This window comes from Flavobacterium sp., assembly GCF_013822155.1.
GTDB lineage: Bacteria > Bacteroidota > Bacteroidia > Flavobacteriales > Flavobacteriaceae > Flavobacterium.
Genome location: NZ_PNJW01000054.1, coordinates 1 through 21,840 on the forward strand (window position 1 = coordinate 1; position 21,840 = coordinate 21,840).

A 21,840-nucleotide genomic window follows, 5' to 3' on the forward strand; every position below is an offset into this window, starting at 1 on the left:
GTTCAATTTCACTTTGACTCAATTTAAGGCTCTCTAAGTCACTTTTAACAACATTAACAACATCTTGTTCTCCAGAACAGGAAATAAAAGAAATAATACATATAAGAATCAATTTTTTCATAACTAGAAAAATTTTTTAATACTGCCTTTTACAGCAAATACATGGTTAATAATTTTTATTGGAATTTCTTGCTCAACAAATTCAGGTTCGTTTGAGAAAGGTATTAATTTTAAAAATCCATCTTTACTACCTTTTGTAACAATCTTTATTGTTCGGAATTCATCAGTTACAATTGCATAAATTTCTCCATACAAAATAAAGTCTCTCCAATTTGAAATCTTTTTTAAAGCAATTATATCACCATGAGATATCAAAGGAGACATTGATTTACCGGTTACATTAACATAATAATCCGCATCATTAAATGGACTAAAATTTATAAAAAAACTTGGATTAATACTTTGATCATTATCTATAACATCAAATCCTCCAATAAAATCAATATCGTAATAAGGGACTCCTTTGTTTTTTGAAATGTATGGTTGAGAAATTGGTTCATTTAAAATATTTTGTTCTAAATCGAAAAATTTTTCGATTTCTTTGACTTGTAAGACATTTAAACTCCTTCTTTTAACAGCCATTCTAAAAGCCTCACCATTCATGCCCAAAACATCACCAAGATCTTTATTATTAAGGCCTCTTTTCTTTTTTTCTACTAATATTTTATCGTAAAAATCCATTTTTATAATTTTAATCGAAATGAAAAACGAAATTTTTTTTGAAATTTTTTTGTTTTTTGTTTGAAAACGAAAAATATTTCGTATATTTGTCAAGTCAATATGTCAAAAGTAAACAAAAATGAAAACACTTGTATTAAAAATCGTTGAAATTGTATCTAAAATCGGTACAATGCTTATTTCTTGGGAAAAACCAGAATCTGAAATGTCAGTTGATGAATTTATTGCTAATCATCATTTAAAAAATTTTCCAAATCAAAAATCATGTGCATTGCCAAAAATCAAACAAACAGAAAAGTCAGATGATGATTTTGAGGATTCTGATTTTTTAGTATTAGTATAAAAGCCCCAGTTTTCATAAAACATATTGACACGGAGGAAAGGGGCTTCCTCCAGTCAATATAAAATTAAAATCAAATGGAAATAAAAGAGCAAATTTTCGAATTACTTCTTAACGATTATGAACTCGTTAGAAAGATAGCAAAACAACTTGATTTACAAGAAGCATCTGTACAAAGATGGGCAAGAAGAAAGCAATCAAGATGTGTAGGACTTTATCCGGTTGTAGAAATAATTAAAAGTCATTCAGGATTAAATGCTGAAGATATATTTGAAAAAGTAGAGTAATGAAAGTCGAAAAGAAATTTAGAATCAAAATTAAAATTAGTGAGTCCGAAAAGGATAAGCTAATAAATATACTTGACAAAAGCTTAAACGCTATGTCAGATTCAAAGTTGCTTTTGCCTTTGCTTACTCAAGATGAAAAGAGTATAACATTAGAGTTAATAGAATATTTAAAAAAATGAGTGACGATACAAAAGATATGATAAAATCTTTATTGGCATTCATAGCCGGAATAATCGCATTTACACTTTTAAGATGAACAGAACCGAGCAAATATCATTTTACAAACGACAATTAAATTCTGCAAGGGAATTACGAGCAGTTGCTGAGCAGAATATTAGCATAGCTACACAACTCGAAAGTGAAGCAAAATCCGCTCTGGAGATGTTGGGAGCATCAACGGAGCGGTCCCGAAAGGGGAATGTTCTCCCAGAACAATTAAGAAATAGTTTAAGAGCAAGTTTAACCAAATAAGAGCAAGTTATGAATAATGAAATTTATACAATAGAAGCAAAATTAATCCGAGAAACAGAAAAGAGTTTCTACTTGGATTGTGAAGGAGACTACGCTTGGTTTCCAAAAAGTCAAGTTGAATTCAATGAAAATAAAGAAGAATTGAAAGCTCCTCTTTGGCTTCTTAAAGAAAAGTTTCCTGAAACAATATTCTAATAAAAAAACCACCCCGAGCAAGAAGTGGTTTTAAATCAAATTTTAATAACGCCGAGCAAGGCATAATCAAATAGAGTATGGCAAAGATAAGCAAAAAACCTGAACAACAAACTTTCAACCTTGAAGTTTGGTATCGATTCGGAAATGAAGAAAAGGAATTTGAAAACTATTCCATCAAAGCTAATTCAATCGAAGAAGCAGTTGAACAAGCGGAAAGCAAACATCGGTTCATCATTGGAACCTATCACAACGGAGTAAAAGTATCACCTAACAGAGTAAACCTTTAAAATATGAAACCAGGGCAATTATTAGCAAAGCTTCAAAACACTCAAGTTTCAGATGATAAAAGTTTGAAATTGATGGGTGAGATTATCAGAAAAGAGTTTGACCAAACCATCAATGAAGAAAGAGCCTTTGAGCTTCTTCAATTGGCTTATAAATACAGAACACCTCAATTCGAAGAGATGTTAAACGACTACCATTTGTCGGACTTTAAATGGTTCTAAAATCGAGTATTAATTCAAATTTAAATAACTATGAGTTTAATTAAAAAAGCCAACGAGCTTAACATTCAGAGCAAAATCAAAGCATTAATTTACGGCCAACCTGGTACCGGAAAGACTACACTAGCTCTTTCATCACCAAAGCCATTATTATTCGACTTTGACAACGGTGTACACCGTGTGAACTTCGCACACCTTAACGGTGTCGATACAGTACAAGTTTCAAGTTATCAAGATTTCTTGGACGTATTGGAGAAAGAAGATCTTACACCTTACGAAACATTGGTTATCGATACTGGTGGAAAGTGTTTGGATTTCATGGGTGATTATATCATCAAACGCAATTCCAAAATGGGTAAAGCAAATGGAACCTTAACCTTACAAGGTTATGGTGAAAGAAAAGCGGAATTTTCAGCTTTAAACAGAAAGATTTCCTCAATCGACAAACATGTGATTTATGTAGCACATAGAGAAACAAAAAGTGAAGGTGATGATACTAGATACATTCCACAATTCGGAGGTTCTAACTATGATAGCTTAGTAACTGAACTTGATTTGGTTGGTTATCTTGAAGCCAATGGACGTGATAGAGTTATCACATTCGACCCTACAAGCCGTAACGATGGAAAAAATACCTGCAACCTTCCAAGCTCTATCAAAGTTCCGGTAACTGTAAATGAAACCGGTGTTGTAGTCGGGAAAAATAACTTTTTCGCAGAATTCGTGATGAAGTCTTATGCTAAGAGACTAGAAGTAAGACAAGAGCTAATCAATAAGTACGATGCTTTGATGAAAGAATTGGAGCATGAAATTGTATTGATTCACGATGCAGATTCAGCCAATGATTTTGTTGGTAGAATTGATGCCTTTGAGCACATTGGTAACTCTAAAGCTGCATCCGGACAATTGTTGTCAGGACATGTAAAAAAATTAGGATTGTCTTTTGACAAAGATGCCAAGAAATACATTGCTCCTGCTCCACCGGTTGCAGAGAATACCGCTAAAACTCAAAACTCTTTAGTATAATGGAAAATTCACTTGAAACATTCGTAATCGAGGAGAAAGACCTTGAGTTAGTAATCAGCGAACAGAAGCTTGGAGCATTAACCACCAACGCAAAAGAGATAAAATCTTTGGTAGAGAAAATCCTTCCTAACTATGATATTGCTAACTATAATGAAAGCAATATTGATGTAGCTAAAAAGGACAAAGCAACTCTAAACAAAGCTTCAAAGGTTTTGAACGATAAGCGTATTGAATTAGAAAAGGAATTCATGGAGCCATTTTCAGAATTTAAGGAAATCATCAATGACACTTGCAAGCTTATCAAAACTGCCACGGATAAAATTGATTCCGTGGTCAAGGAAAGTGAAGCAAAGGAAAAGGAATCCAAGAAAATTGAGATTGGAAAGTTTTGGGATGCTCAAGATTTTAACCTTGTTTCCATTTACAAAATCTTTGATGAGAAGTGGTTGAATAAAACAGCCAAAATGAAAGATGTTCAAAAGGAGATTTTAGAGAAAATCAGTAAAATCAAAGATTATATAATTACCATCGAAGCTATTGGTTCTGATATTGACCTATTGAAATCATTGTACCTAGACACTTTGAATTTGAATTCGACAATTCAATATGCCAATACTCTAAAACAGAACCGGGAGACAGCTCAAAAAGAAGCTGAGGCAAGAGCTAAAGAAGTTGCACCAGTTGAAGCAGTTGCAAAAATGGAAGTAGTTGTAGATGACAATCCTTTTGAGGAAGCTAAAACAGAACCTCAAGCAGTAAGTACAGAAGCTACGGTTGTTAGTACAGAACCTAAAAAGGAACTACTAACTAGAACCATGAAGGTAATCGGAACCTACGCTCAATTAGTTGCATTAGGCAATTTCATGAATGACAACGGTATCACTTTTGAAAAGATTGAAAATGGTACAGTATAAAATCTATCCTACTTTGTTGGACAAATACGAGGGCTATATCAATAGCTCTCGTATCTACCAACAGTTCTGGGGCTTTGCAGAAGAACCATCAATCACAGAGGAGGAATTTGAACAACAGCAATTTCAAAGTCTAATCGATGGTATCAATCGTGTACCCTTTGAAAGTGACGCAGCTGATAGAGGAACTGCATTCAATGAAGTAGTTGACTGCATCATTGATAAAAGAACTTCCGATAAAATGGAAATCAAAGCTTACAAGGAAAGTGGAGTAATTGCTGTTAATTACAAACATCACCTTTTCAACTTTCCGTTTGATCTTACAGTAAAAATAGCAAAGGCTCTTTCCGGAGGAATTACATCAAAATTCTGTGAAGGTATTCTTCCAACTCGATACGGAGATGTAAAGCTATATGGATTCATTGACCAACTAATGCCTTTCACGATTGTAGACTTGAAAACTACATCTAAGTATTCAGCATTTAAATACCGTGACAATTGGCAGCATCGAGTTTATCCATACTGTTTGAATCAAGAAGGTATCAACATAAATGAATTTGAGTACATCATAACAGACTTCAAAAGCATTTGGAGCGAAGAGTACACTTTCAATGAGATTGAACAGCAGAAGCTATTGAATCATGTTGAGCGGTTCATTGAGTTCATAGAACAACACCGCCATTTGATTACAGATAAAAAGATTTTCGCATTAGATGAAGTAGCAGCATGATAGTAGAAGTAGCAACCCTTGAACAAATCATGAAGGAACTGAAAATAATTCAGTCTGAAATAGAAATTGAATTATCTGAGGATATTCAGCAAGCCATCGATAGAGGTAACTATTGCAGTGCAATGTTGGCAAGAACCGGTAAGCTATTGGCTGATGCCAAAATCCATAAGGATAGAAAATTGAACTCCGAAGTTGTTACAAACTTGAAAAAGATTATAGCACTTCCGGCAACCACCGGTAACAAGTTTATCGATTCTCTTTGTCATGATGAGAACTATATCGTGAACTGGTGTGAGAGAGTTAACAGAAGTTGCACCCATCAACTTGATTGGTGCAGAACATTAATAAGTAAAGCCAAAGCAGAAATGCAAGCATTTAATCCGCAATAATTTAAACCCTATTTATATGAATGTATTAATTAAAAAAGCGACCATCAGAGGAAGTCTATTCCTAAACTTTGAATTCGACCAAACAGATGGTGATGTTAAAAACAACATCAAAACCGCATGTGATGCTCCTATCCATGATGATTTAAGATTAAAGTTTAGAGAACTCATTCCTTTCTTTACTTATATCACGGAAGAAATTACAGATGAAAAAGTAATTGAGGATGCCGTTAAGAACCCGGAAGAATATGTATTTGATTTTGAAAATGCTAAATCACAAGTATTCTTTAAATATCGTGTATATGAATTCTCAATTCAAGAGAAAAAAGGATTCGAAATGCTTACTCTTTCCGGTTCTAAACAATTGGCCAATCATCAAGAAATTTCATTTTCAACTCCACCTATTGATATGGATTCTTCTGATAAGTACATGACAGAATTAAGAGCTGTAATTGAAAGAATGAAAGAAGAAGTAGTTGCCTATATGCAAGGAAAGCAAGCCCCAAAAACACAACTTGAAATGTTCGGTTCATCTACTGATGATTCTGGAGCATTTGAAGAATAGTTCAATTATTAAATAGAGTCGAGCAATGCAAATAATTGAGCACCCAACAGAATACCACGTAAAGATACCTTACAATCGATTTAGAGATAGAAATCAAAATCTAATCAAATTAATTGCAGGTTCATTCTTTGACTGGGGAAGAAAGGTTTGGGTAGTTCCATTCAGCCAAAGAGATTCATTGGAAGTAATTCAACAAAAAACTAGAGCAGAATGGATTAAAATAAATTCAAATGTTCCGGAGGAAATTGGAGAAATACCACCAATGCCAGATTTGGATATGGAATTACCGATAGTAAATAAAAACAATGGAGCCATTCCAAGGCCATACCAATTACAAGGTGTGGCCAAGGGGCTCGAATTGAAAAGGTTTATAAATGGAGACGAACAGGGTTTAGGTAAAACACTGCAGAGCATCGCTACCATTTATGCTGCCAATCTTAAAGGAGAACTTTCATTTCCATGCTTAGTTATTTGTCCGGCATCTACCAAGATAAATTGGCAAAGAGAATGGGAAATGTGGACAGGTAAGAAGTCATTGATTCTAAATGATAAAATAAAAGATACCTGGCATCGATATCATGAGGTAGCTGGCATTGATGTTTTCATTGTTAACTATGAATCATTGAAAAAATTCTTTGTTGACCATATGCCACCAAAAGGCAAATTAAGACATAGTTCTGAAATTAAAATGAACCCAAGAGTTAAGCTATTTAATTCTGTAATCATTGATGAGATTCACCGATGTAAAGACAAGAATACTCAACGTACCAAAATAGCTCTGCAGATAGCATTAGGAAAAACATATCGCATTGGCCTAACCGGTACCATGGTTGTAAACAAACCAATTGATGCTTTACCTCAGCTGGCCATAATTGGAAAGTTGAAAAGTGAAAAGGTATTTCGTGAGCGATATTGTGAAGGTGGTTCTGGAGCATCCAACCTAAAGGAACTGAATTATATGCTTTACAAGAATTGTTATTTCCGTAGAGAAAAAAAGGATGTAGCTAAAGATCTTCCTGAAAAGCAAAGGCAAACTATTCTTTGTGACATCACCACACGTGAGGATTACAGAAAAGCATATAATGACTTTCAGAAATGGCTTGAAGAATCCGGAGCAAGTGATGAAGAAATTGCTAGAAAGCTTCGAGGTGAAATCATGGTTAAGATGGGTGTTCTAAAGCAGATCTCCGCAAAAGGAAAGCTAAATGAAGTTAAGGAGTTCATAGAAGAAGTTGTTGAATCAGGAGAAAAGATAATTGTTTTCCATAATCTTCATGAAATCGGTGATGAAATCAGAAGAATGTTTCCAGGTTCTGCTTCTGTAAATGGAAGAATGTCAGACGTTGAAAAGCAACGTGATATTGATGCTTTTCAGAATGATCCTAAGGTTCAAGTTATCGTATGTAATATCAAAGCTGCAGGTGTAGGTATTACACTTACCGCATCCAGTCGCGTTGCATTTGTGGAATATCCTTGGACCTATGCAGACTGTGCTCAATGTGAGGATAGAGCTCACAGGATTGGTCAACAAAATAATGTCATGTGTACTTACTTTCTTGGTCAAGACACTATTGATGAAGAGATGTATAAAATGATTCAGGAGAAACGCCATATAGGTAACACCATTACCGGTGCCACTGATGAAATGGAAATGAAATTTATTGATAACGTTTTAAAACTATTCAAATGATTTTAGATGCTCTTTGTGCAGAAGCCAACAAAATATTCAAAGCAGATTGCTTTGACAAAAGCAGATTGAGAAATAATGTTGATTGTAGAATCGCGATATCAGTTATTCTTCGACAAAGAAGATATTATACCTATAAAAAAATAGGTGATGTATTTGGAGTCAAACATGACCATATTCTTTTTTATGAAAAAAAACATAAAATTCTTATGCAGTATACACATGATTACCGTAATAAGTATTTAAGTCTACTAGCTCTATTTGAACCTCATATAGTTGCAAAAGAAAGTTATTGTAGACAAGTCAAATTTACAATTATACGCCACGCATGAATTACATAGAGCAAATAAAAGGTTTCTGGCGTTCGCATGATGTAGAAACATATCCAACTAATGTTATTGCACTTTACTTCTATCTACTTGAGGTAAACAATAAAACATCTTGGTCCGTTTCGTTCAAGCGTAACAATTCTAAAATCTGTGCAGATTTAGGAATCAGTTACCCTACTCTTAACAACAGTCGTAATAGATTAAAGCAATCAGGATTAATTGATTTTAAAACACAAAACGGAAGCCCTAATGTTATGTATACCTTGAAAAAATTTTTAAAGGTTACTAATGAGGTTGGTGTTGAGGTTAGTGATGAGGTTGGTGATGAGGTTGGCTCGGGGTTGTTTAAGACTAAAGATAAACTAAAACCTAAACAAAAACTAAAACTAAATTCTTCTTCCGGAGTCAAGTCTCCGGTGGAAAGTAACTCAACAAAATTTTGGAAATCATTTGTTGATATTTGGTTTAGAACCTATGAATCTCATACATCTGCTAAACCTACTTTCAATGGTGCATCTGCAAAAAATTTACAATCAATAATCAACCGGTTAGAAAAGCTCTACATCCAAAAAAACAATGTAGAGGCTTGGACAGAAATTGCGGCATTAAAAACCTTCAATAAGTTTTTAGATAATGCCCTAAAGGATGAGTGGCTAAAAGCAAACTTTTTACTTACTCACCTATCATCAAAATTTGACGTAATAGTAAATCAGCCAAAAGATGGAAAATCAATTAACAATACAGGAAATTCAAGTACGGGTTACAAACCAGCAGCTATCGATACCGATGAGTTCATACGAGAACTTACCAATGATGCTCAAGCTGGAAATATCCCAGGACAGTATTAAAGATGCACCTGTTGAAACGAAAACAAAACTAACCAATGATTTAATGAGGCTATTGCAGGTTCGTGAAAAGAATGTTGAGATGGCAAAAGATTGGTTATTGTTTTTGGCCACTTCAAAATTCAATAAGCTAACAGCTGGAGAGATATACAATGCTTTCAAGTTAGCCATGAGTCGAGAACTGAAAGATGCAAAAGGAAATGACTTTGAATTATTGCCCGAGCTTTCAAACAATACCACTGCAAAAGTTCTAACCGCTTACATGGAAAGTAAGTTACTCAACACAGAGTATTACAAGGCTAAGAAAGCATTAACAAAAACTTCTGATGAGATAACTCACGATGAGATAGCAGAACGTCGTGAGAGATTCATAGAGCATTTATTTGAGGAACTAAATGAGAAAGGCATTTGTACAGAAGCGTGGATACTTTATGATGAACTGGAACAGGCTGGAAAGATTAAAGTATCCAATGAAGAAAAGAAGAAACTATATGCTGATCAGTTGGAGGTTTACCAAAATGAACTGACAGAAGATAGAGATGCTAACAAAGGAAATGAAAAATTCAGGCATTCATTAGAGTTTCTTATGGACCAAATAAAGCTTGGAAAGAAGAACCGAGTAGTTCAAAACCGTTGCAGATCAATATTGGTAATTGAATACTTGAAAGCTTTTTGTAGTGACTTATCAGCCTTTAAGAATGAATTGGCCAACGATAACGAAAGTAACGTATGCCAAAGTCATGATTGCAGCAATCAGAATAAAAATACCTAAGTCTTTGAATAATTGTTTCATAACACAAATATATAAAAAATGACAGAAGAATTAAAACAAAAGTTGAGAGAAGCAGGTCGTGAAGATTTGATTAAGATTCACGAAATCAACCAATCAGGTTATGCCGGTGTGTTACCTAATGGAAACATAGTTGACAGAAGAGAACATCCAGAAGCGATACCAGTACAGAAGAATTCATTGTTTAACATTCCTGAGCCGAAAACAATTTCAAAAGATGAAGTTTAAATACTGTAAAAGATGTGTTGGAATAACACCACACAAAATAGATGATTGTACAATATGCAAAAAATCAAAGTATGAGCTGGACAGCAAAAGACATTCAAAACTTAAGAACAAAAGGACTTAGCATACATGTTCAACAAAACACTGAATCAGTTAAAATCCCGAATGTTGACAAAGGTTCTGTAGGGAAAAATACAATTGAAGCATTACTGCAAGAAATGAAAAGACTTGGAGTGATCAGCGGATATGTTCGCGAACTTAAATTTGATGAAGTGAGAAGGTTTCGTTTTGATTGGGCTATACCGGAATTAAAGTTAGCCATTGAGTATGAAGGATTAAATTCTGAAAAGTCAAGGCATACCACAAAAAAAGGATATACCGGAGACTGTGTAAAGTACAATTTAGCCATCTTAAATGGATGGAAAGTATTACGATATACAGCCCTGAATTATTCCGATTTCCCTCAGGATATAAAGGTTTTTTTACGTAAATTGTAATATAAAATATTACTAAATAGAGCAAATTATGAACACTTACGCAAAGTACACAGCAAATGTTTTTGTGGCAAAATGCCCAGAACAACATGAAAAAGGAGATTCAATAATCCTTACAACAAAATACGGACAAGAACATGAATGTATTGTTTTCAATCTGGTTCACCGTGATAAAGAAAGCAACTTCTATTACTCAATTGTTAGAGCTGATGGTTTCAACTATCAAGAGTATTGCAAAGCAAAAGCTGAACGTTACCAAAGCTGGGCAATATCTAGAGAAAAGAAATCAAATGAATACTACCAGGCTTCACAAGAAGGCAAAGACTTTCTTTCACTTGCAGAACCAATCAAAGTAGGACATCATTCTGAAAAAAGGCATCGAGCATTAATCGATAGAAATTGGAACAGAATGTCAAAGTCTGTCGAACATGGTAAAGTAGCAGAGGTACATGAAAGCAAAGCAGATTACTGGACCAAGAGAGCTAATGATATTAATCTTTCAATGCCGGAAAGTATGGAGTATTACGAGTATAAACTTGAAGAGGCAAAAGAATACCATGAAGGATTGAAATCCGGAAAGTATGAAAGGAGACATTCATATTCTCTGACTTATGCCAAGAAGGATGTAAACAAATTTCAGGACCTTTTTAATGATGCTAAAAAGTTATGGGGGAATGAATAATACAGAAACAATGGCAATGCTATCAAAGGCAGCCAAGATGATAGCAGATGTATCAAAGGAAATTGATTTACCAATTGAGGATATACTTCCTATGGTTACAGCACTAGCAAAAAAGCATAATCAAGAAAACAAAATCGGATTCAAAAATCAAAATAAAAATAACAATGAGCAAAACTAATCACACTCCAGAACCTTGGAAAACAAAAGAGAATTTTATAACATCCATTGATGGTTTATTCATATCAAGCCTTCATGGAAGCGGAACATTAAAGTCAGAAGATATTGCCAATGCAAAGCGTATTGTTGAATGCGTAAACGCTATGGCTGGAATTGAAAGTCCTCAAAAGCTTAGAGAAACATTTGAAAAAGTAAGATACTTAAAACTTGATGCTTACACCGAAATCAAAGCAGAAAGGGATAATCTTCAATCATGGAAGAATGATGCTGAGTTTGGTCATAAGCTAATGATGGAAGCTTTTAAAAAGCAAGAAGAAATACTTTCCGGACTTATTCAAGAGTACAAAGAATTCATTGCGGACTGTGAAGTTCCGCCAAGTATAACAGAATTCTTAAGCAAAGCAGAAAACCTAGTTAAAAACAATAATTCAATTAAAACCGAGCAAGCATGAAAACAACAGACAATTTTAAAAATTCAATTCAAAACCATTTGAACCAATTAGCAGAGAAGGATCCCCTATTTGCCGAAACCTTAAAAAAGGAAAACAAAAACATTGATGGATGTATTACCTACATTTTACAAACAGTGCAAAAATCCGGATGCAATGGCTTCGAAGATTCTGAAATATTTGGAATGGCAGTTCACTATTACGATGAGGATAGTATCAATGTGAAAGGTAATATAAACTCAAACACCAAAGTAGTAGTCAATCATGTGGTGGAGCTAAGCGAAGAAGAAAAAGCAGCGGCTAGACAAAAAGCCATTGATGATGTAATAGCTCAGGAAAAGGAAAAGATGACAAAGAAACGTGAAGTTAAAAATCCGGTGGAAACATCCAAAGCCAAACCTTCTTTATTCGATATGCTATGAAACCAAAAACTAGATTGCAAGTAGAAGTCTGGGACCTCCACAAGAGGATCCCAGAACCAAAGCATCATGAACCTTTCATGATTTCAAAACATGATTTCTATTACACTACCCATTACAAGAACCTGGTATGTTTGGAATGTAATCACCAGTGGAAACCAGTTTTACAATTTTGGGCTAAACAATTAATTGGTGTGAAGTGTCCATCATGCCAAAAGAAACTCAAGCATATAAAAATTGAAAACGGACAAAGAGGCGTTCGTATACTAACATTCTCAGAATCTTTAACTGTAGATAGATTTCAAGTTCATAGATATTTTTCATGCTGGAAACACATGAGCAAAAATAAACTTCCGGAGTATAGTTATAAAAGTTTGTTTGAAGAATGGAAGGATTGGGATAAAAATAAAAGAGTTATTATTGGCAGAACCATATCCTATAATACAGATGGATTCAGTACTTCTGATTATGAAATTAGAAACGTTATGCAATCCGGGTGGAGAGCTCCAACCTATGACAATGTTGCTTCTGATTTTAATTTACCAAAACCGAAATTTTTACCAAGGTTCCATAAGTATGGTCTTAAAGATGATTTTCACAATTGCGACTACCGGTTTCTTTTGAATCTACTTGAAGTATCACCAAAGATTGAAACCCTATTTAAAACTAGGCAAAAGGAATTACTCTTTACTGCTGTTCACAAACAAAGCGAACATAATAGATTTTGGTCACAAATTAAAATTGTGCTAAGGCATAAGTATAAAATTAAAGATGCCGGGTTGTGGTATGACTATTTAGACCTACTCTCATATTTTGGAAAAGACTTGCACAGTCCAAAATACATCTGTCCGGCCAATTTGAAAGCTGAACATGATCGCTATGTGAAAAAGAAAAGAATTGTAGAGAAAAGACAAAAGCTCGAAGCACAGAAGAAGAAAATGATTACAGACCAAAAGAACTATGAAAAAGAAAAAGGAATGTATTTTGGTTTGGCTTTTCAAGAAAATGGAATTACAATTAAAGTAATAGATAGTGTCGAAAAGGTTTTGGAATACGGTGACAAATTTAAACATTGCATCTATACCAATGCCTATTACAAGAAGAAAGATTCTTTACTATTGGTAGCTTATGCAGAACAGGAACCGGTGGAAACAATTGAATTATCACTTAGCAATTTTAAAGTTCTTCAATCGCGAGGATTACAAAATGAAGCATCTAAATTTAATCAACAAATCTTAGAAATTATTTCTAAAAATACCAGCAAAATTAAAAACGTATCCGGATTAAAATTGAAAAAAGTAAAAAAATCTGTATCCCAGAAAATGTTATAAAATGTAATTAAATGTAATTAAATGTAAAAAAGTGCAAAATTTGTTCGCAATTAATTCATGCTTTTAATTATAGTTGTATATTTGTAGAACAAAAAACCACCCGCTTGTGCAGATGGTTTTTTAGAATTAAAACAAAAAACTAAGTGTTCCTAATGCAATTGTTATTTCAAATGTAATCCGGAACCTGAAAACATTATAACGTCTTTTCTTTTTTTTCATTCGCGTCGAAAAATTTAGAACGTTGTAATAAAACACCTCAGCTACCAAGGCTGGCATTAAAAACCGAGACCACGAATCTCGGTTTTTATATTTATCAAAATTAACTCAAACTAAGGTATTAGTCAATTTTAGTTATCAACAAAAGAATGTCGTAAATTTACTTTTGGGAACAGATACAAAAGTAGTTACTTTCCTCAACTGCCACAAACTTCTTACCTTTTAGCTTTTTTTTCAAAATTAATTTATTTGTTTAAACTCATACCGGAACAAAGTTCGTTTTTTAATTAAAAAAAAATCCATAGTATAGATGTAATATAATTTATTACTATATTTGTTTTCGTTTATCATTTAATAATATCAAATGAAATTAAGAACGCTCTTAATGTTTGCCATCGGGATGATGGTTTTCACGGTGCAGGCTTATACACTATCACCGGAGCAAAAACAAAAACAGGAACCTATTCCTATCGTAATGATGGAACAACAAATCCTGAATGTAGAATCAATGAAACCGGAAATCTTTTCAGCACAGGTTACAGAAGTAACCAATGAAAACAAAGCTTTCCAAAAAGTATCTCAAGATTTCAAAAACATCTTTATCAACGTGCCATCAGATGTAGGATGGATTAACAAAACATCGTATGTAAATAAACGATTATCCACAAACATACGACATCAACCAAAACCAGTTATAAAATATTTACACAGGCATTGCGTTTAACATCATAGTTAGTTTTTTTGGTTAGTAGGAAAGAGTTACTTCACGGTAACTCTTTTTTTATTTCTTCAAAGTAATATTATTTATTACTTTTGTGTCTAAACAAGTCGTTATGAAAATAGTAAAACTTCCAATTGAAAAGGTATTTCCAAATGAAAACAATCCAAGATTCATAGATGAGAAAGCATATTCATCTCTTTTAAAATCTATAATTGAGTTTCCTGAAATGTCAGAGGCACGCCCACTAGTTGTTAATAAGTCCAACGTAATTGTAGGTGGAAACATGCGACACAAAGCAATGGTTGAGGCTGGATGGAAAGAAGTACCGGTTATAGTAGTTGATTGGCCAGAGGAAAAACAACGTGAATTTGTCATTAAGGACAATGCCAATTTCGGTAAATGGGATTATGATTTGCTTCTTGATTTCGGTACACCAGAACTTTTAAAAGATTGGGGAGTTGATTTTCCTAAGGATAATTTTGAGCCTAACCTATCCCCTTCTTTCAACTCAGAAGCAATTACTGCGGAGGATATGGAAAAGAGTAAGGATGAAATGGGTATCAGAGAAAAAATAGCATCTACTATTGAGGTTATCTGTCCTGATTGTGGTCATGAGTTCCATATAAAAAACATGCATAATTAATGGATATCCTTAAAGAAATACCTGAAAGCCTATGGACAATGTCACTCACTCAAAAGGGGTGTTATTGGTTTATCATGGATTGGAAGGTTGAGCATTTTGAATTGGTTAATGAGATAAAAGCCTTAATCAAGAAAAACGGAATCCCTAAACAGTTTGACCAGGTTGTGCATCCAATAATCATTCAAGGTGATTATTACTATTGGACAACTCAATCAGCAAGATTTAAGAACACGTTTGTCAATCGTGCCAAAGTAACTGATTTGAGTGATTACAACAACGTTACTTCTTACGATGATTACTTTGACCAAACCTATTATTTAGCTGAGGACAAACTAATCTTTAACATGCTCGGAGATTTGAAAGGAACTGTTCTCGATATTGGATGTGGTACCGGTTATCTTTTGGATAACAAACCAATTGAAAAGTATCACGGAATCGACCCATCACCAAGCATGATTCAGGAACTCATCAAAAAACATACGGATAAAAGAAGTAGTGTTACAATCACTACAGCAGAGGAACTATTAAAACTAGGCAATCAATATGACAATGTCATTGCTCTGTTCTCTGCTTCATACGTAAATGAATTGAGCGTATTTGAAAAGCTATGGAATTACAAAGGAAGATTGTTCCTTATGTTCTACAAAGAGAATTACAAGCCGGTTACTCATCAGCATCTGAATATCATTCCTAAATATCAAAAGTGGACAAAGCAAGAACTTGAAAATGAATTTCTTCACTTAGTAATGGAATTCAATAATTATTACATCGTATCAATATGAAGATCTTCCAAAAAATAAATGTATTTGAAGCTGCTCAACAAAGGGTATCATATCTATTTGATGAGTTTGAAAATGTAGTGGTTGGTATATCCGGAGGAAAGGATAGTACAATAGTTTTCAATCTTGCTTTGATGGAAGCAAAAAAAAGAAACCGGTTACCTCTTTCCGTTTTATGGTTAGACCAGGAAGCAGAGTTTCAGATGACAGCTGATTACGTTAAGACCATTATGGAAATGCCGGAGGTAAAACCTTTATGGCTTCAAGTTCATTTCAAAATATTCAATGCTACAAGCCATGAAGAAGAATGGTTAAACTGTTGGGAACCTGGAAAGGAATGGATGAGAGAAAAAGACCCAATAGCAATTATGGCAACTGTAAAAACAATCAAAGATTTGTTACAGAAAAGGCTCAGCAATAAAGTTGACCTTTTAAACACATTGCAGTCTACTTCTCTTGACAACGTTCCGGATGCTATTCAAAAGATGCGTGAGGAAGAGGCGTCAAGAGTTCGGGCAGTAATGCAAGAGCAAAAGGACTTAATCGAAATCATCAACGCACTTTTCCCAAATGAGTAAGAAAATAAAATGTACTGCTATTGAAAAGGAGAATAGGCTGTTCATGGTCCAAGGTTGGATTATTGAAGGTATTCAAGACCGTTTAATTGTCAAGCAAATAATGGAACGGTGGAGTCTCGACGTTCGACAAGCTCAAAGGTATGTACGTGATGCTTATGATAGCTGGAAAAAGATTGAAGGCGTTAATCTTGATATGAAACGCGAATTAAAGATTGCTGAACTGAAGCAAATCAAGCGTTCATTGAAAGATGCTTATAAAGGAACTCCATCAGGGATATCCGCGATAATGGCTGTTGAAAAAGAAATCATTAAGCTTGAAGGTATTGAGCTGCCAAAAACTGTTAAACTTGAATTGCCAGAAGTTGATGCAATAGAATTCAATGTAGTGTATGGCAAAAGTAAAGATTGACATATTAGTTCATCAAGCAAAGTTCATTGAGTCACTTGTAAAACACACCGCCTTAATAGGTGGTTATGGTTCTGGGAAAACACAAGGAGGAGTATTGAAGGTTATTGCTATGAAAATGAGGTACCCTGGAATTCCGGTTGCTTACTATATGCCAACCTATGGATTGATTGAAGATGTAGCCTTTGAAAGATTTGAAGAAATGTTCAAAGTTTTAGGAATGACCTACAGTTTGAATAAATCAAAATACTATTATGAAACTCCTTTTGGAAGGATAATTATGCGTTCCTTGAACAATCCGGAAAGAATAGTAGGTTATGAAGTTGGTTACTCGCTAATCGATGAGACTGATTTACTTTCCACCGATAACATGACAATAGCTTTCAACAAGATTATTGCTCGTAACCGGAAGAAATTACCAAACGGAGAACCAAATAGAACAGATGTTGTCGGAACACCAGAAGGTTTCAAATGGGCTTATAAATTCTTTGTAAAAGAGAATAAGGCAAATCGCGTTATCATAAAGGGAAAAACAGCGGACAACCCGTATTTACCCGAAGATTATATCGATACCCTAACAGATTCATATACGCCTCAACAACTAGAAGCTTACCTTAATGGAGAATTCGTAAATTTAACATCAGGAACGGTCTACCATCGATTCAAGAGAACCCAGAATCATAGTGATAGAACCATCCAACAAAACGACGTTCTTCATATCGGAATGGATTTCAACATTACAAAGATGAATGCAGTTGTGCATGTTGTAGATGGAAGTGTTAAAACAGCAGTTGATGAGATTATTAATGCTTATGATACTCTTGAAATGTGCCAATTGATTAAGCAAAAGTATCCGGGTTACAAAATTGTTATCTATCCGGATGCATCAGGAGCAAATAGGGATTCAGCTGGTAGATCCGATATTGACATTTTGAAACAAGAAGGTTTCCTAGTTCGTAAACTATCGAAGAATCCATTTGTGAAAGACCGTGTAAATTCTGTGAACTTGGCTTTTTCAGATTCAAAGGGTAATATAATATATTACGTTAATACAAATAATTGTCCGGTTTATACTGAAGCTTTGGAAAGCCAAACATATAAAAATGGTGAGCCGGATAAGCATAGTGGATTTGACCACGTTACAGAGGCTGGTGGTTATTTCATTTATTACCAATCTAAAAATACAGGCACATGGGGAAGCTCATCAACTCACTAGAAAGATTATTATTATCAAGGCCAAAGATGGATGACTATCTATCAATGCTTCCAAATGAAAAGGATTTCATTGATGATGTAATTAAGAATTATGTTAAACCAAATAGTATTCTTAGAACAAAGAAACATTTTTTTTTAAGAAAGAATGTTGAACCTAAATCTAATGATTTTTGGAAGCTTTCATGGAACGATATTTTAATGATCAGGAATGGATTCAAAAAAAATAATTTATATGATGTATTAAAAATACTTTACCCAATCGATGAAAAGCAATTTCTGAAATTAGAAATTCTAAATGTATTTGCATGTTACAAATACATAACAGAACAAATGCAGAAGTTAGAAGCAGCAGAATTAGAAAGATTAAATTCAGAAATAAAGGATGAAGATAAGATGGCCGGAGCTGAGGAGTTACTTGAATACGGTTATTACAATTCATTAAGAGCTATTTGTCCGGACCTAACAAAGCAAGAAGAATATTTGAAATTGCCATACACAATAATTTTTAGAGAATTAGCAATATCCAAACTAATTAATGATATCAATTTAAAGAAACAAGAAAATGCTTCAAGAAAGAATCAAACAAACGGTAGATAGTTTAAATGCACCGGAACCAGCTCCTAAGCTTTTTCATTATGCTTATGGAAAAGACCATTGGCAAAACTTAGCAGATCATCAAAATGATGACAACAAACTTTTTGAGGAAAGAAACAAGTACTTCAAATTACTTTGGGTGGATGATACCCACAAGATGAATGAATTTTCAGCAGTTGAAAATATAGTTTATGACGCAGAGCTTTTGATTTTGGCAACAAGTAATTTTTCAGACCCAAGCTATGAGTATAAGTATGAAACTCACATTAAGAAGTTGAAACAATTAGCAGCCGAATTTTATATTAAAATTTTGGATTGTAGTGATTGGAAAATTACAGCTTGGAAAGTAATTGAAATTGAAAATATATATGATAACAATTTGGATGGTTTGAAAATTAAAATGACCTGCAGTCACAAGCATGAATAAAGACGCAATCTATATAAAGTATTTAGAAAAACTTCGATTGAAGTTGGTTGCAAAGTATGATGAACTTGGGTTACGTGCTTCAGGAAAGTATGCTGAAGAATTGGAGTATAAAGTCATTGGAGATAGATTAATTATGATGGGTTCCTTTCATTCTCAATTTATGGAGCATGGAAGAGAACCGGGTAAGTTTCCTCCAAGGAGTGCAATATTAGAATGGATTGAAACAAAAGATAGTTTGCCTAATGAGTTCAGAGAGAAAAAAGACCAGTTCGCGTTCTTGATAGCTCGTAAAATTGCGAACGAGGGAATAACTGTTCCTAATGAATATAATCGAGGAGCTATTATAAGTTCAGTAGTAGATGATTTTCTTGGTAATGATATTAGAGATATGTTGGATGAGTTGGGTATTGTGTATCTGAATAGAATTAAATCTGATGTAGTACAATTATTAAAACAAGCAGCATAATGGATATAGAAAATAATTTTGAGATAGGACAAATTGTCTATTTAAAACATGACGTTGAGCAAAAACCGAGAATGATAACTGAAATTAGAATACGTAAATATAACATTGTATATGAAGTGTCTTGTGGAACTGATTACTCAGTTAATAAAGATTTCGAACTATCAAAAGAAAAAAATCCATTGTTATGAAAAAGCCCGTAAAAAATAGAATAAAAAGAACAGTAGTAATAATTGTAATTCATTTGATATTCATTTACTCATTAATAAAATTAATAAAATGGCTGTAGTATTTTTAAAAGACATATCGACAACTAACCTATTGATGGCTTACAATAATCATTTTGTGAAGTTTTATTCTGATACAGATGATAAAGTTCCGGTTAATTGTAGAATTCTAGGTATTGGTATATCTCCAATTATTATTTATCCTCATCCTGATGGAAGCTTCCTATTCAATTTATCAGACTATGTCAAATCAGACATCAATACAAACAACTTTGCAGATAACCTGGTAACTGAATTTAACTCTTTAGATGCTGAAACATTTACCTATGATGTAAGTGACAATGCATTCTTAAACCCAACGGTTACATTTACAATTAATTTTACAGATAATACTTTTGAAAGTGAAACCAGAACATTAAAATTTTTATCCGGAGTTGAACAATTAGAAACTTATAAAAAGAATGAAATTATAATTTCAGAATCTAATTACCTTATTCTATCTCCGGTGGCCACGAGAACCAACAACGTTACTAATATTTATTATTGGGAAGGATATCCATTTGAGTTCTCATTTTATACAAATTTTCCAGATGATGAATTCAAACTAATCAATACATCAAATGCTTTAGACTATTCTTTTTTAGCTAAAGGCAATATCACTTCTGTTTTTCTTAGTGATGGAAAAACCGATGTAACTATTGAAGATTTTCTTCCATTGGTTGTTGGGAGAAATGTTTTAAGATTTGAACACAATACCGAACTTCAAGAACCTATTTTGAATATATATAAGCAAGATACTGATTGTGGTATTTACATTAAGTTCTTGAACAAGTATGGCCGTTGGAACTATTGGTTGTTATCGGAAAACCATTTTAGAAACAGGAACTCAAGATATTTTTCTGAACTTGAAAATGATTTTTCGAATTTGGAAGATACTATTTCTCCAAAAATACAAAGTGGTAAAAGTGCTCAAGACAGTTTGAGATGCATTTATGAAAGAATGACTTTAGAACAAAAACTAATTTTAGAATCTATTTTGGATAGTCCAAAGATTTACTATTTCACTGGGGAGAGATTTACAAGAGCAGAAATAAATGATTGGATTGAAGTGTCCCTAAAAACAAATAGCCTAAACATCACAAAGCCAAATACAAATTTATATACGATTGAATTGGAACTTGAGCTTCCAGAACGATACATGCAACGATTATGAGTTACATCGCATACTTAAACGGACAAAGGTTAATTCTTTCAGAGACAAGACCTATAGCACATACTAAACAAGTGAATGATCTAGCATCATTAGATAATAGACAATCAAATTTCACTAATCGTATTGTGGTGCCTTTCAATGCTGTTAATAATAGAATCATGCAAAATTTATCAATGGTAGGAAATCAAAGTAATGTTCCTTACCAAAAGAATGTTTTTGATTTGATTGATGCTGATTCCGGAAAACATTTGATATATAAAGGCTGGGCAAATATTACAAAAACTTCCAATGGTTATGAGCTTAATTGTTATGATGGATTGATTGACTTCTACCGGTCCATTGAGAATAAAAACATTAGTGAAATTGGTGTGCCAGAGTTGAATCATTTGAAGAATATGGACAACGTTATTGATACGTTCGTGAATGATGACTTAATGTATAAATATATTATTGCTGACTACAATGGAAAATCTTTAATAGATGGTAGGATTAATATTGATTACCTGGTTCCATCCGCACGTAAAAGTTATATATGGGAAAGAATTCATCAATTTGCAAATTTCACATTTTCAGGAGAAGTATTCAATTCTGAAAAATGGAAAAATAATTGGTTAACTTATCCCAAACCAATACCTACTTCTGAACCATCCTTGATTAATATCAGTACTCAAGATTCTGAACTTATGGCAGATGGTAATGATTTTTTCTACTCCTTTTTATTATTAAATTTTTTTCCAAATAACTTTAATACTGCTTACGCTAATAACTTAGGAGCAGA

33 protein-coding genes are annotated in these 21,840 nt (G+C 33.6%); 32 read left to right on the forward strand and 1 reads right to left on the reverse strand.

Annotation, left to right across the window (positions count from 1 at the left end; translation table 11 throughout):
* Window positions 1–123: 123 nt before the first annotated feature.
* The gene (locus C0512_RS11920) at window positions 124–741 is read right to left on the reverse strand and encodes a S24 family peptidase (protein WP_290861864.1); all 618 of its coding nucleotides are present in this window, start codon (window positions 739–741) and stop codon (window positions 124–126) included.
* 118 nt (window positions 742–859) lie between these two features.
* On the opposite strand from C0512_RS11920, the gene C0512_RS11925 reads away from it, so the two are divergent.
* From C0512_RS11925 to C0512_RS12080, 32 genes are all read left to right on the forward strand, one after another.
* Window positions 860–1,081: a hypothetical protein gene (locus tag C0512_RS11925; RefSeq protein ID WP_290861865.1), complete on the forward strand. Its 222-nt coding sequence runs from the start codon at window positions 860–862 to the stop codon at window positions 1,079–1,081.
* 74 nt (window positions 1,082–1,155) lie between these two features.
* Complete coding sequence (locus C0512_RS11930; protein WP_290861867.1) at window positions 1,156–1,365, forward strand: hypothetical protein; 210 nt, start codon at window positions 1,156–1,158, stop codon at window positions 1,363–1,365.
* Window positions 1,366–1,617: 252 nt separating this feature from the next.
* Window positions 1,618–1,836, forward strand: coding sequence for a hypothetical protein (locus C0512_RS11935; protein WP_290861869.1), 219 nt, complete (start codon window positions 1,618–1,620; stop codon window positions 1,834–1,836).
* A 9-nt stretch (window positions 1,837–1,845) separates the two neighbouring features.
* Window positions 1,846–2,031, forward strand: coding sequence for a hypothetical protein (locus tag C0512_RS11940; RefSeq protein ID WP_290861871.1), 186 nt, complete (start codon window positions 1,846–1,848; stop codon window positions 2,029–2,031).
* Between the two features lie 77 nt (window positions 2,032–2,108).
* Window positions 2,109–2,318: a hypothetical protein gene (locus C0512_RS11945; protein ID WP_290861873.1), complete on the forward strand. Its 210-nt coding sequence runs from the start codon at window positions 2,109–2,111 to the stop codon at window positions 2,316–2,318.
* Between the two features lie 3 nt (window positions 2,319–2,321).
* A complete protein-coding gene (locus C0512_RS11950) occupies window positions 2,322–2,537 on the forward strand; it encodes a hypothetical protein (protein WP_290861875.1) in 216 nt (71 codons plus the stop codon).
* A gap of 30 nt (window positions 2,538–2,567) precedes the next feature.
* Complete coding sequence (locus tag C0512_RS11955) at window positions 2,568–3,560, forward strand: ATP-binding protein (protein WP_290861877.1); 993 nt, start codon at window positions 2,568–2,570, stop codon at window positions 3,558–3,560.
* Window positions 3,560–4,474, forward strand: coding sequence for a DUF1351 domain-containing protein (locus C0512_RS11960; RefSeq protein WP_290861879.1), 915 nt, complete (start codon window positions 3,560–3,562; stop codon window positions 4,472–4,474). Before C0512_RS11955 ends, C0512_RS11960 begins: the two co-directional genes overlap by 1 nt.
* The gene (locus C0512_RS11965; RefSeq protein WP_290861881.1) at window positions 4,461–5,201 is read left to right on the forward strand and encodes a hypothetical protein; all 741 of its coding nucleotides are present in this window, start codon (window positions 4,461–4,463) and stop codon (window positions 5,199–5,201) included. Before C0512_RS11960 ends, C0512_RS11965 begins: the two co-directional genes overlap by 14 nt.
* The gene (locus C0512_RS11970) at window positions 5,198–5,590 is read left to right on the forward strand and encodes a hypothetical protein (RefSeq protein ID WP_290861883.1); all 393 of its coding nucleotides are present in this window, start codon (window positions 5,198–5,200) and stop codon (window positions 5,588–5,590) included. The genes C0512_RS11965 and C0512_RS11970 overlap by 4 nt, the downstream gene beginning before the upstream one ends.
* A 16-nt stretch (window positions 5,591–5,606) precedes the next feature.
* The gene (locus tag C0512_RS11975; RefSeq protein WP_290861885.1) at window positions 5,607–6,152 is read left to right on the forward strand and encodes a hypothetical protein; all 546 of its coding nucleotides are present in this window, start codon (window positions 5,607–5,609) and stop codon (window positions 6,150–6,152) included.
* A 25-nt stretch (window positions 6,153–6,177) separates the two neighbouring features.
* Window positions 6,178–7,842, forward strand: a complete 1,665-nt coding sequence (locus C0512_RS11980; RefSeq protein ID WP_290861887.1) for a DEAD/DEAH box helicase — start codon at window positions 6,178–6,180, stop codon at window positions 7,840–7,842.
* A gap of 325 nt (window positions 7,843–8,167) precedes the next feature.
* Window positions 8,168–9,016, forward strand: coding sequence for a hypothetical protein (locus C0512_RS11985; RefSeq protein WP_290861889.1), 849 nt, complete (start codon window positions 8,168–8,170; stop codon window positions 9,014–9,016).
* Window positions 8,982–9,785 (forward strand): hypothetical protein, encoded by an 804-nt coding sequence (locus tag C0512_RS11990; protein ID WP_290861890.1) that lies wholly within the window; start codon window positions 8,982–8,984, stop codon window positions 9,783–9,785. Before C0512_RS11985 ends, C0512_RS11990 begins: the two co-directional genes overlap by 35 nt.
* 39 nt (window positions 9,786–9,824) lie before the next feature.
* Window positions 9,825–10,031: a hypothetical protein gene (locus C0512_RS11995; protein WP_290861892.1), complete on the forward strand. Its 207-nt coding sequence runs from the start codon at window positions 9,825–9,827 to the stop codon at window positions 10,029–10,031.
* 71 nt (window positions 10,032–10,102) lie between these two features.
* Window positions 10,103–10,525 carry a hypothetical protein gene (locus C0512_RS12000; protein ID WP_290861894.1) on the forward strand — a complete coding sequence of 141 codons (423 nt, stop codon included), beginning with the start codon at window positions 10,103–10,105 and terminating at the stop codon, window positions 10,523–10,525.
* Between the two features lie 28 nt (window positions 10,526–10,553).
* Entirely contained in the window at window positions 10,554–11,204 is a 651-nt protein-coding gene (locus C0512_RS12005; protein ID WP_290861896.1) for a DUF3560 domain-containing protein, read from the forward strand.
* Window positions 11,197–11,382, forward strand: a complete 186-nt coding sequence (locus tag C0512_RS12010) for a hypothetical protein (protein ID WP_290861898.1) — start codon at window positions 11,197–11,199, stop codon at window positions 11,380–11,382. The genes C0512_RS12005 and C0512_RS12010 overlap by 8 nt, the downstream gene beginning before the upstream one ends.
* Complete coding sequence (locus tag C0512_RS12015) at window positions 11,369–11,833, forward strand: hypothetical protein (protein WP_290861900.1); 465 nt, start codon at window positions 11,369–11,371, stop codon at window positions 11,831–11,833. Before C0512_RS12010 ends, C0512_RS12015 begins: the two co-directional genes overlap by 14 nt.
* A complete protein-coding gene (locus tag C0512_RS12020; RefSeq protein ID WP_290861902.1) occupies window positions 11,830–12,252 on the forward strand; it encodes a PcfK-like family protein in 423 nt (140 codons plus the stop codon). The genes C0512_RS12015 and C0512_RS12020 overlap by 4 nt, the downstream gene beginning before the upstream one ends.
* Before the next feature lie 332 nt (window positions 12,253–12,584).
* Entirely contained in the window at window positions 12,585–13,580 is a 996-nt protein-coding gene (locus tag C0512_RS12025; protein ID WP_290861904.1) for a PcfJ domain-containing protein, read from the forward strand.
* A gap of 580 nt (window positions 13,581–14,160) precedes the next feature.
* Window positions 14,161–14,520 carry a hypothetical protein gene (locus tag C0512_RS12030; RefSeq protein ID WP_290861906.1) on the forward strand — a complete coding sequence of 120 codons (360 nt, stop codon included), beginning with the start codon at window positions 14,161–14,163 and terminating at the stop codon, window positions 14,518–14,520.
* A 109-nt stretch (window positions 14,521–14,629) separates the two neighbouring features.
* Window positions 14,630–15,160, forward strand: coding sequence for a ParB N-terminal domain-containing protein (locus C0512_RS12035; RefSeq protein ID WP_290861908.1), 531 nt, complete (start codon window positions 14,630–14,632; stop codon window positions 15,158–15,160).
* Window positions 15,160–15,942, forward strand: a complete 783-nt coding sequence (locus tag C0512_RS12040; RefSeq protein WP_290861910.1) for a bifunctional 2-polyprenyl-6-hydroxyphenol methylase/3-demethylubiquinol 3-O-methyltransferase UbiG — start codon at window positions 15,160–15,162, stop codon at window positions 15,940–15,942. Before C0512_RS12035 ends, C0512_RS12040 begins: the two co-directional genes overlap by 1 nt.
* Window positions 15,939–16,517 carry a phosphoadenosine phosphosulfate reductase family protein gene (locus C0512_RS12045; RefSeq protein WP_290861912.1) on the forward strand — a complete coding sequence of 193 codons (579 nt, stop codon included), beginning with the start codon at window positions 15,939–15,941 and terminating at the stop codon, window positions 16,515–16,517. The genes C0512_RS12040 and C0512_RS12045 overlap by 4 nt, the downstream gene beginning before the upstream one ends.
* Complete coding sequence (locus tag C0512_RS12050) at window positions 16,510–16,926, forward strand: hypothetical protein (RefSeq protein WP_290861914.1); 417 nt, start codon at window positions 16,510–16,512, stop codon at window positions 16,924–16,926. The genes C0512_RS12045 and C0512_RS12050 overlap by 8 nt, the downstream gene beginning before the upstream one ends.
* On the forward strand, window positions 16,907–18,139 hold the full coding sequence (locus tag C0512_RS12055; RefSeq protein ID WP_290861916.1) for a phage terminase large subunit: 1,233 nt from the start codon (window positions 16,907–16,909) through the stop codon (window positions 18,137–18,139). The genes C0512_RS12050 and C0512_RS12055 overlap by 20 nt, the downstream gene beginning before the upstream one ends.
* Entirely contained in the window at window positions 18,115–18,735 is a 621-nt protein-coding gene (locus C0512_RS12060; protein WP_290861918.1) for a hypothetical protein, read from the forward strand. The genes C0512_RS12055 and C0512_RS12060 overlap by 25 nt, the downstream gene beginning before the upstream one ends.
* Window positions 18,701–19,159 (forward strand): hypothetical protein, encoded by a 459-nt coding sequence (locus tag C0512_RS12065; protein ID WP_290861920.1) that lies wholly within the window; start codon window positions 18,701–18,703, stop codon window positions 19,157–19,159. The genes C0512_RS12060 and C0512_RS12065 overlap by 35 nt, the downstream gene beginning before the upstream one ends.
* Window positions 19,152–19,625: a hypothetical protein gene (locus tag C0512_RS12070; RefSeq protein WP_290861922.1), complete on the forward strand. Its 474-nt coding sequence runs from the start codon at window positions 19,152–19,154 to the stop codon at window positions 19,623–19,625. The genes C0512_RS12065 and C0512_RS12070 overlap by 8 nt, the downstream gene beginning before the upstream one ends.
* A 276-nt stretch (window positions 19,626–19,901) precedes the next feature.
* Window positions 19,902–21,062: a hypothetical protein gene (locus C0512_RS12075; protein ID WP_290861924.1), complete on the forward strand. Its 1,161-nt coding sequence runs from the start codon at window positions 19,902–19,904 to the stop codon at window positions 21,060–21,062.
* The coding region (locus C0512_RS12080; RefSeq protein ID WP_290861926.1) for a hypothetical protein at window positions 21,059–21,840 on the forward strand (782 nt) is incomplete at its 3' end. The genes C0512_RS12075 and C0512_RS12080, both read left to right, overlap by 4 nt.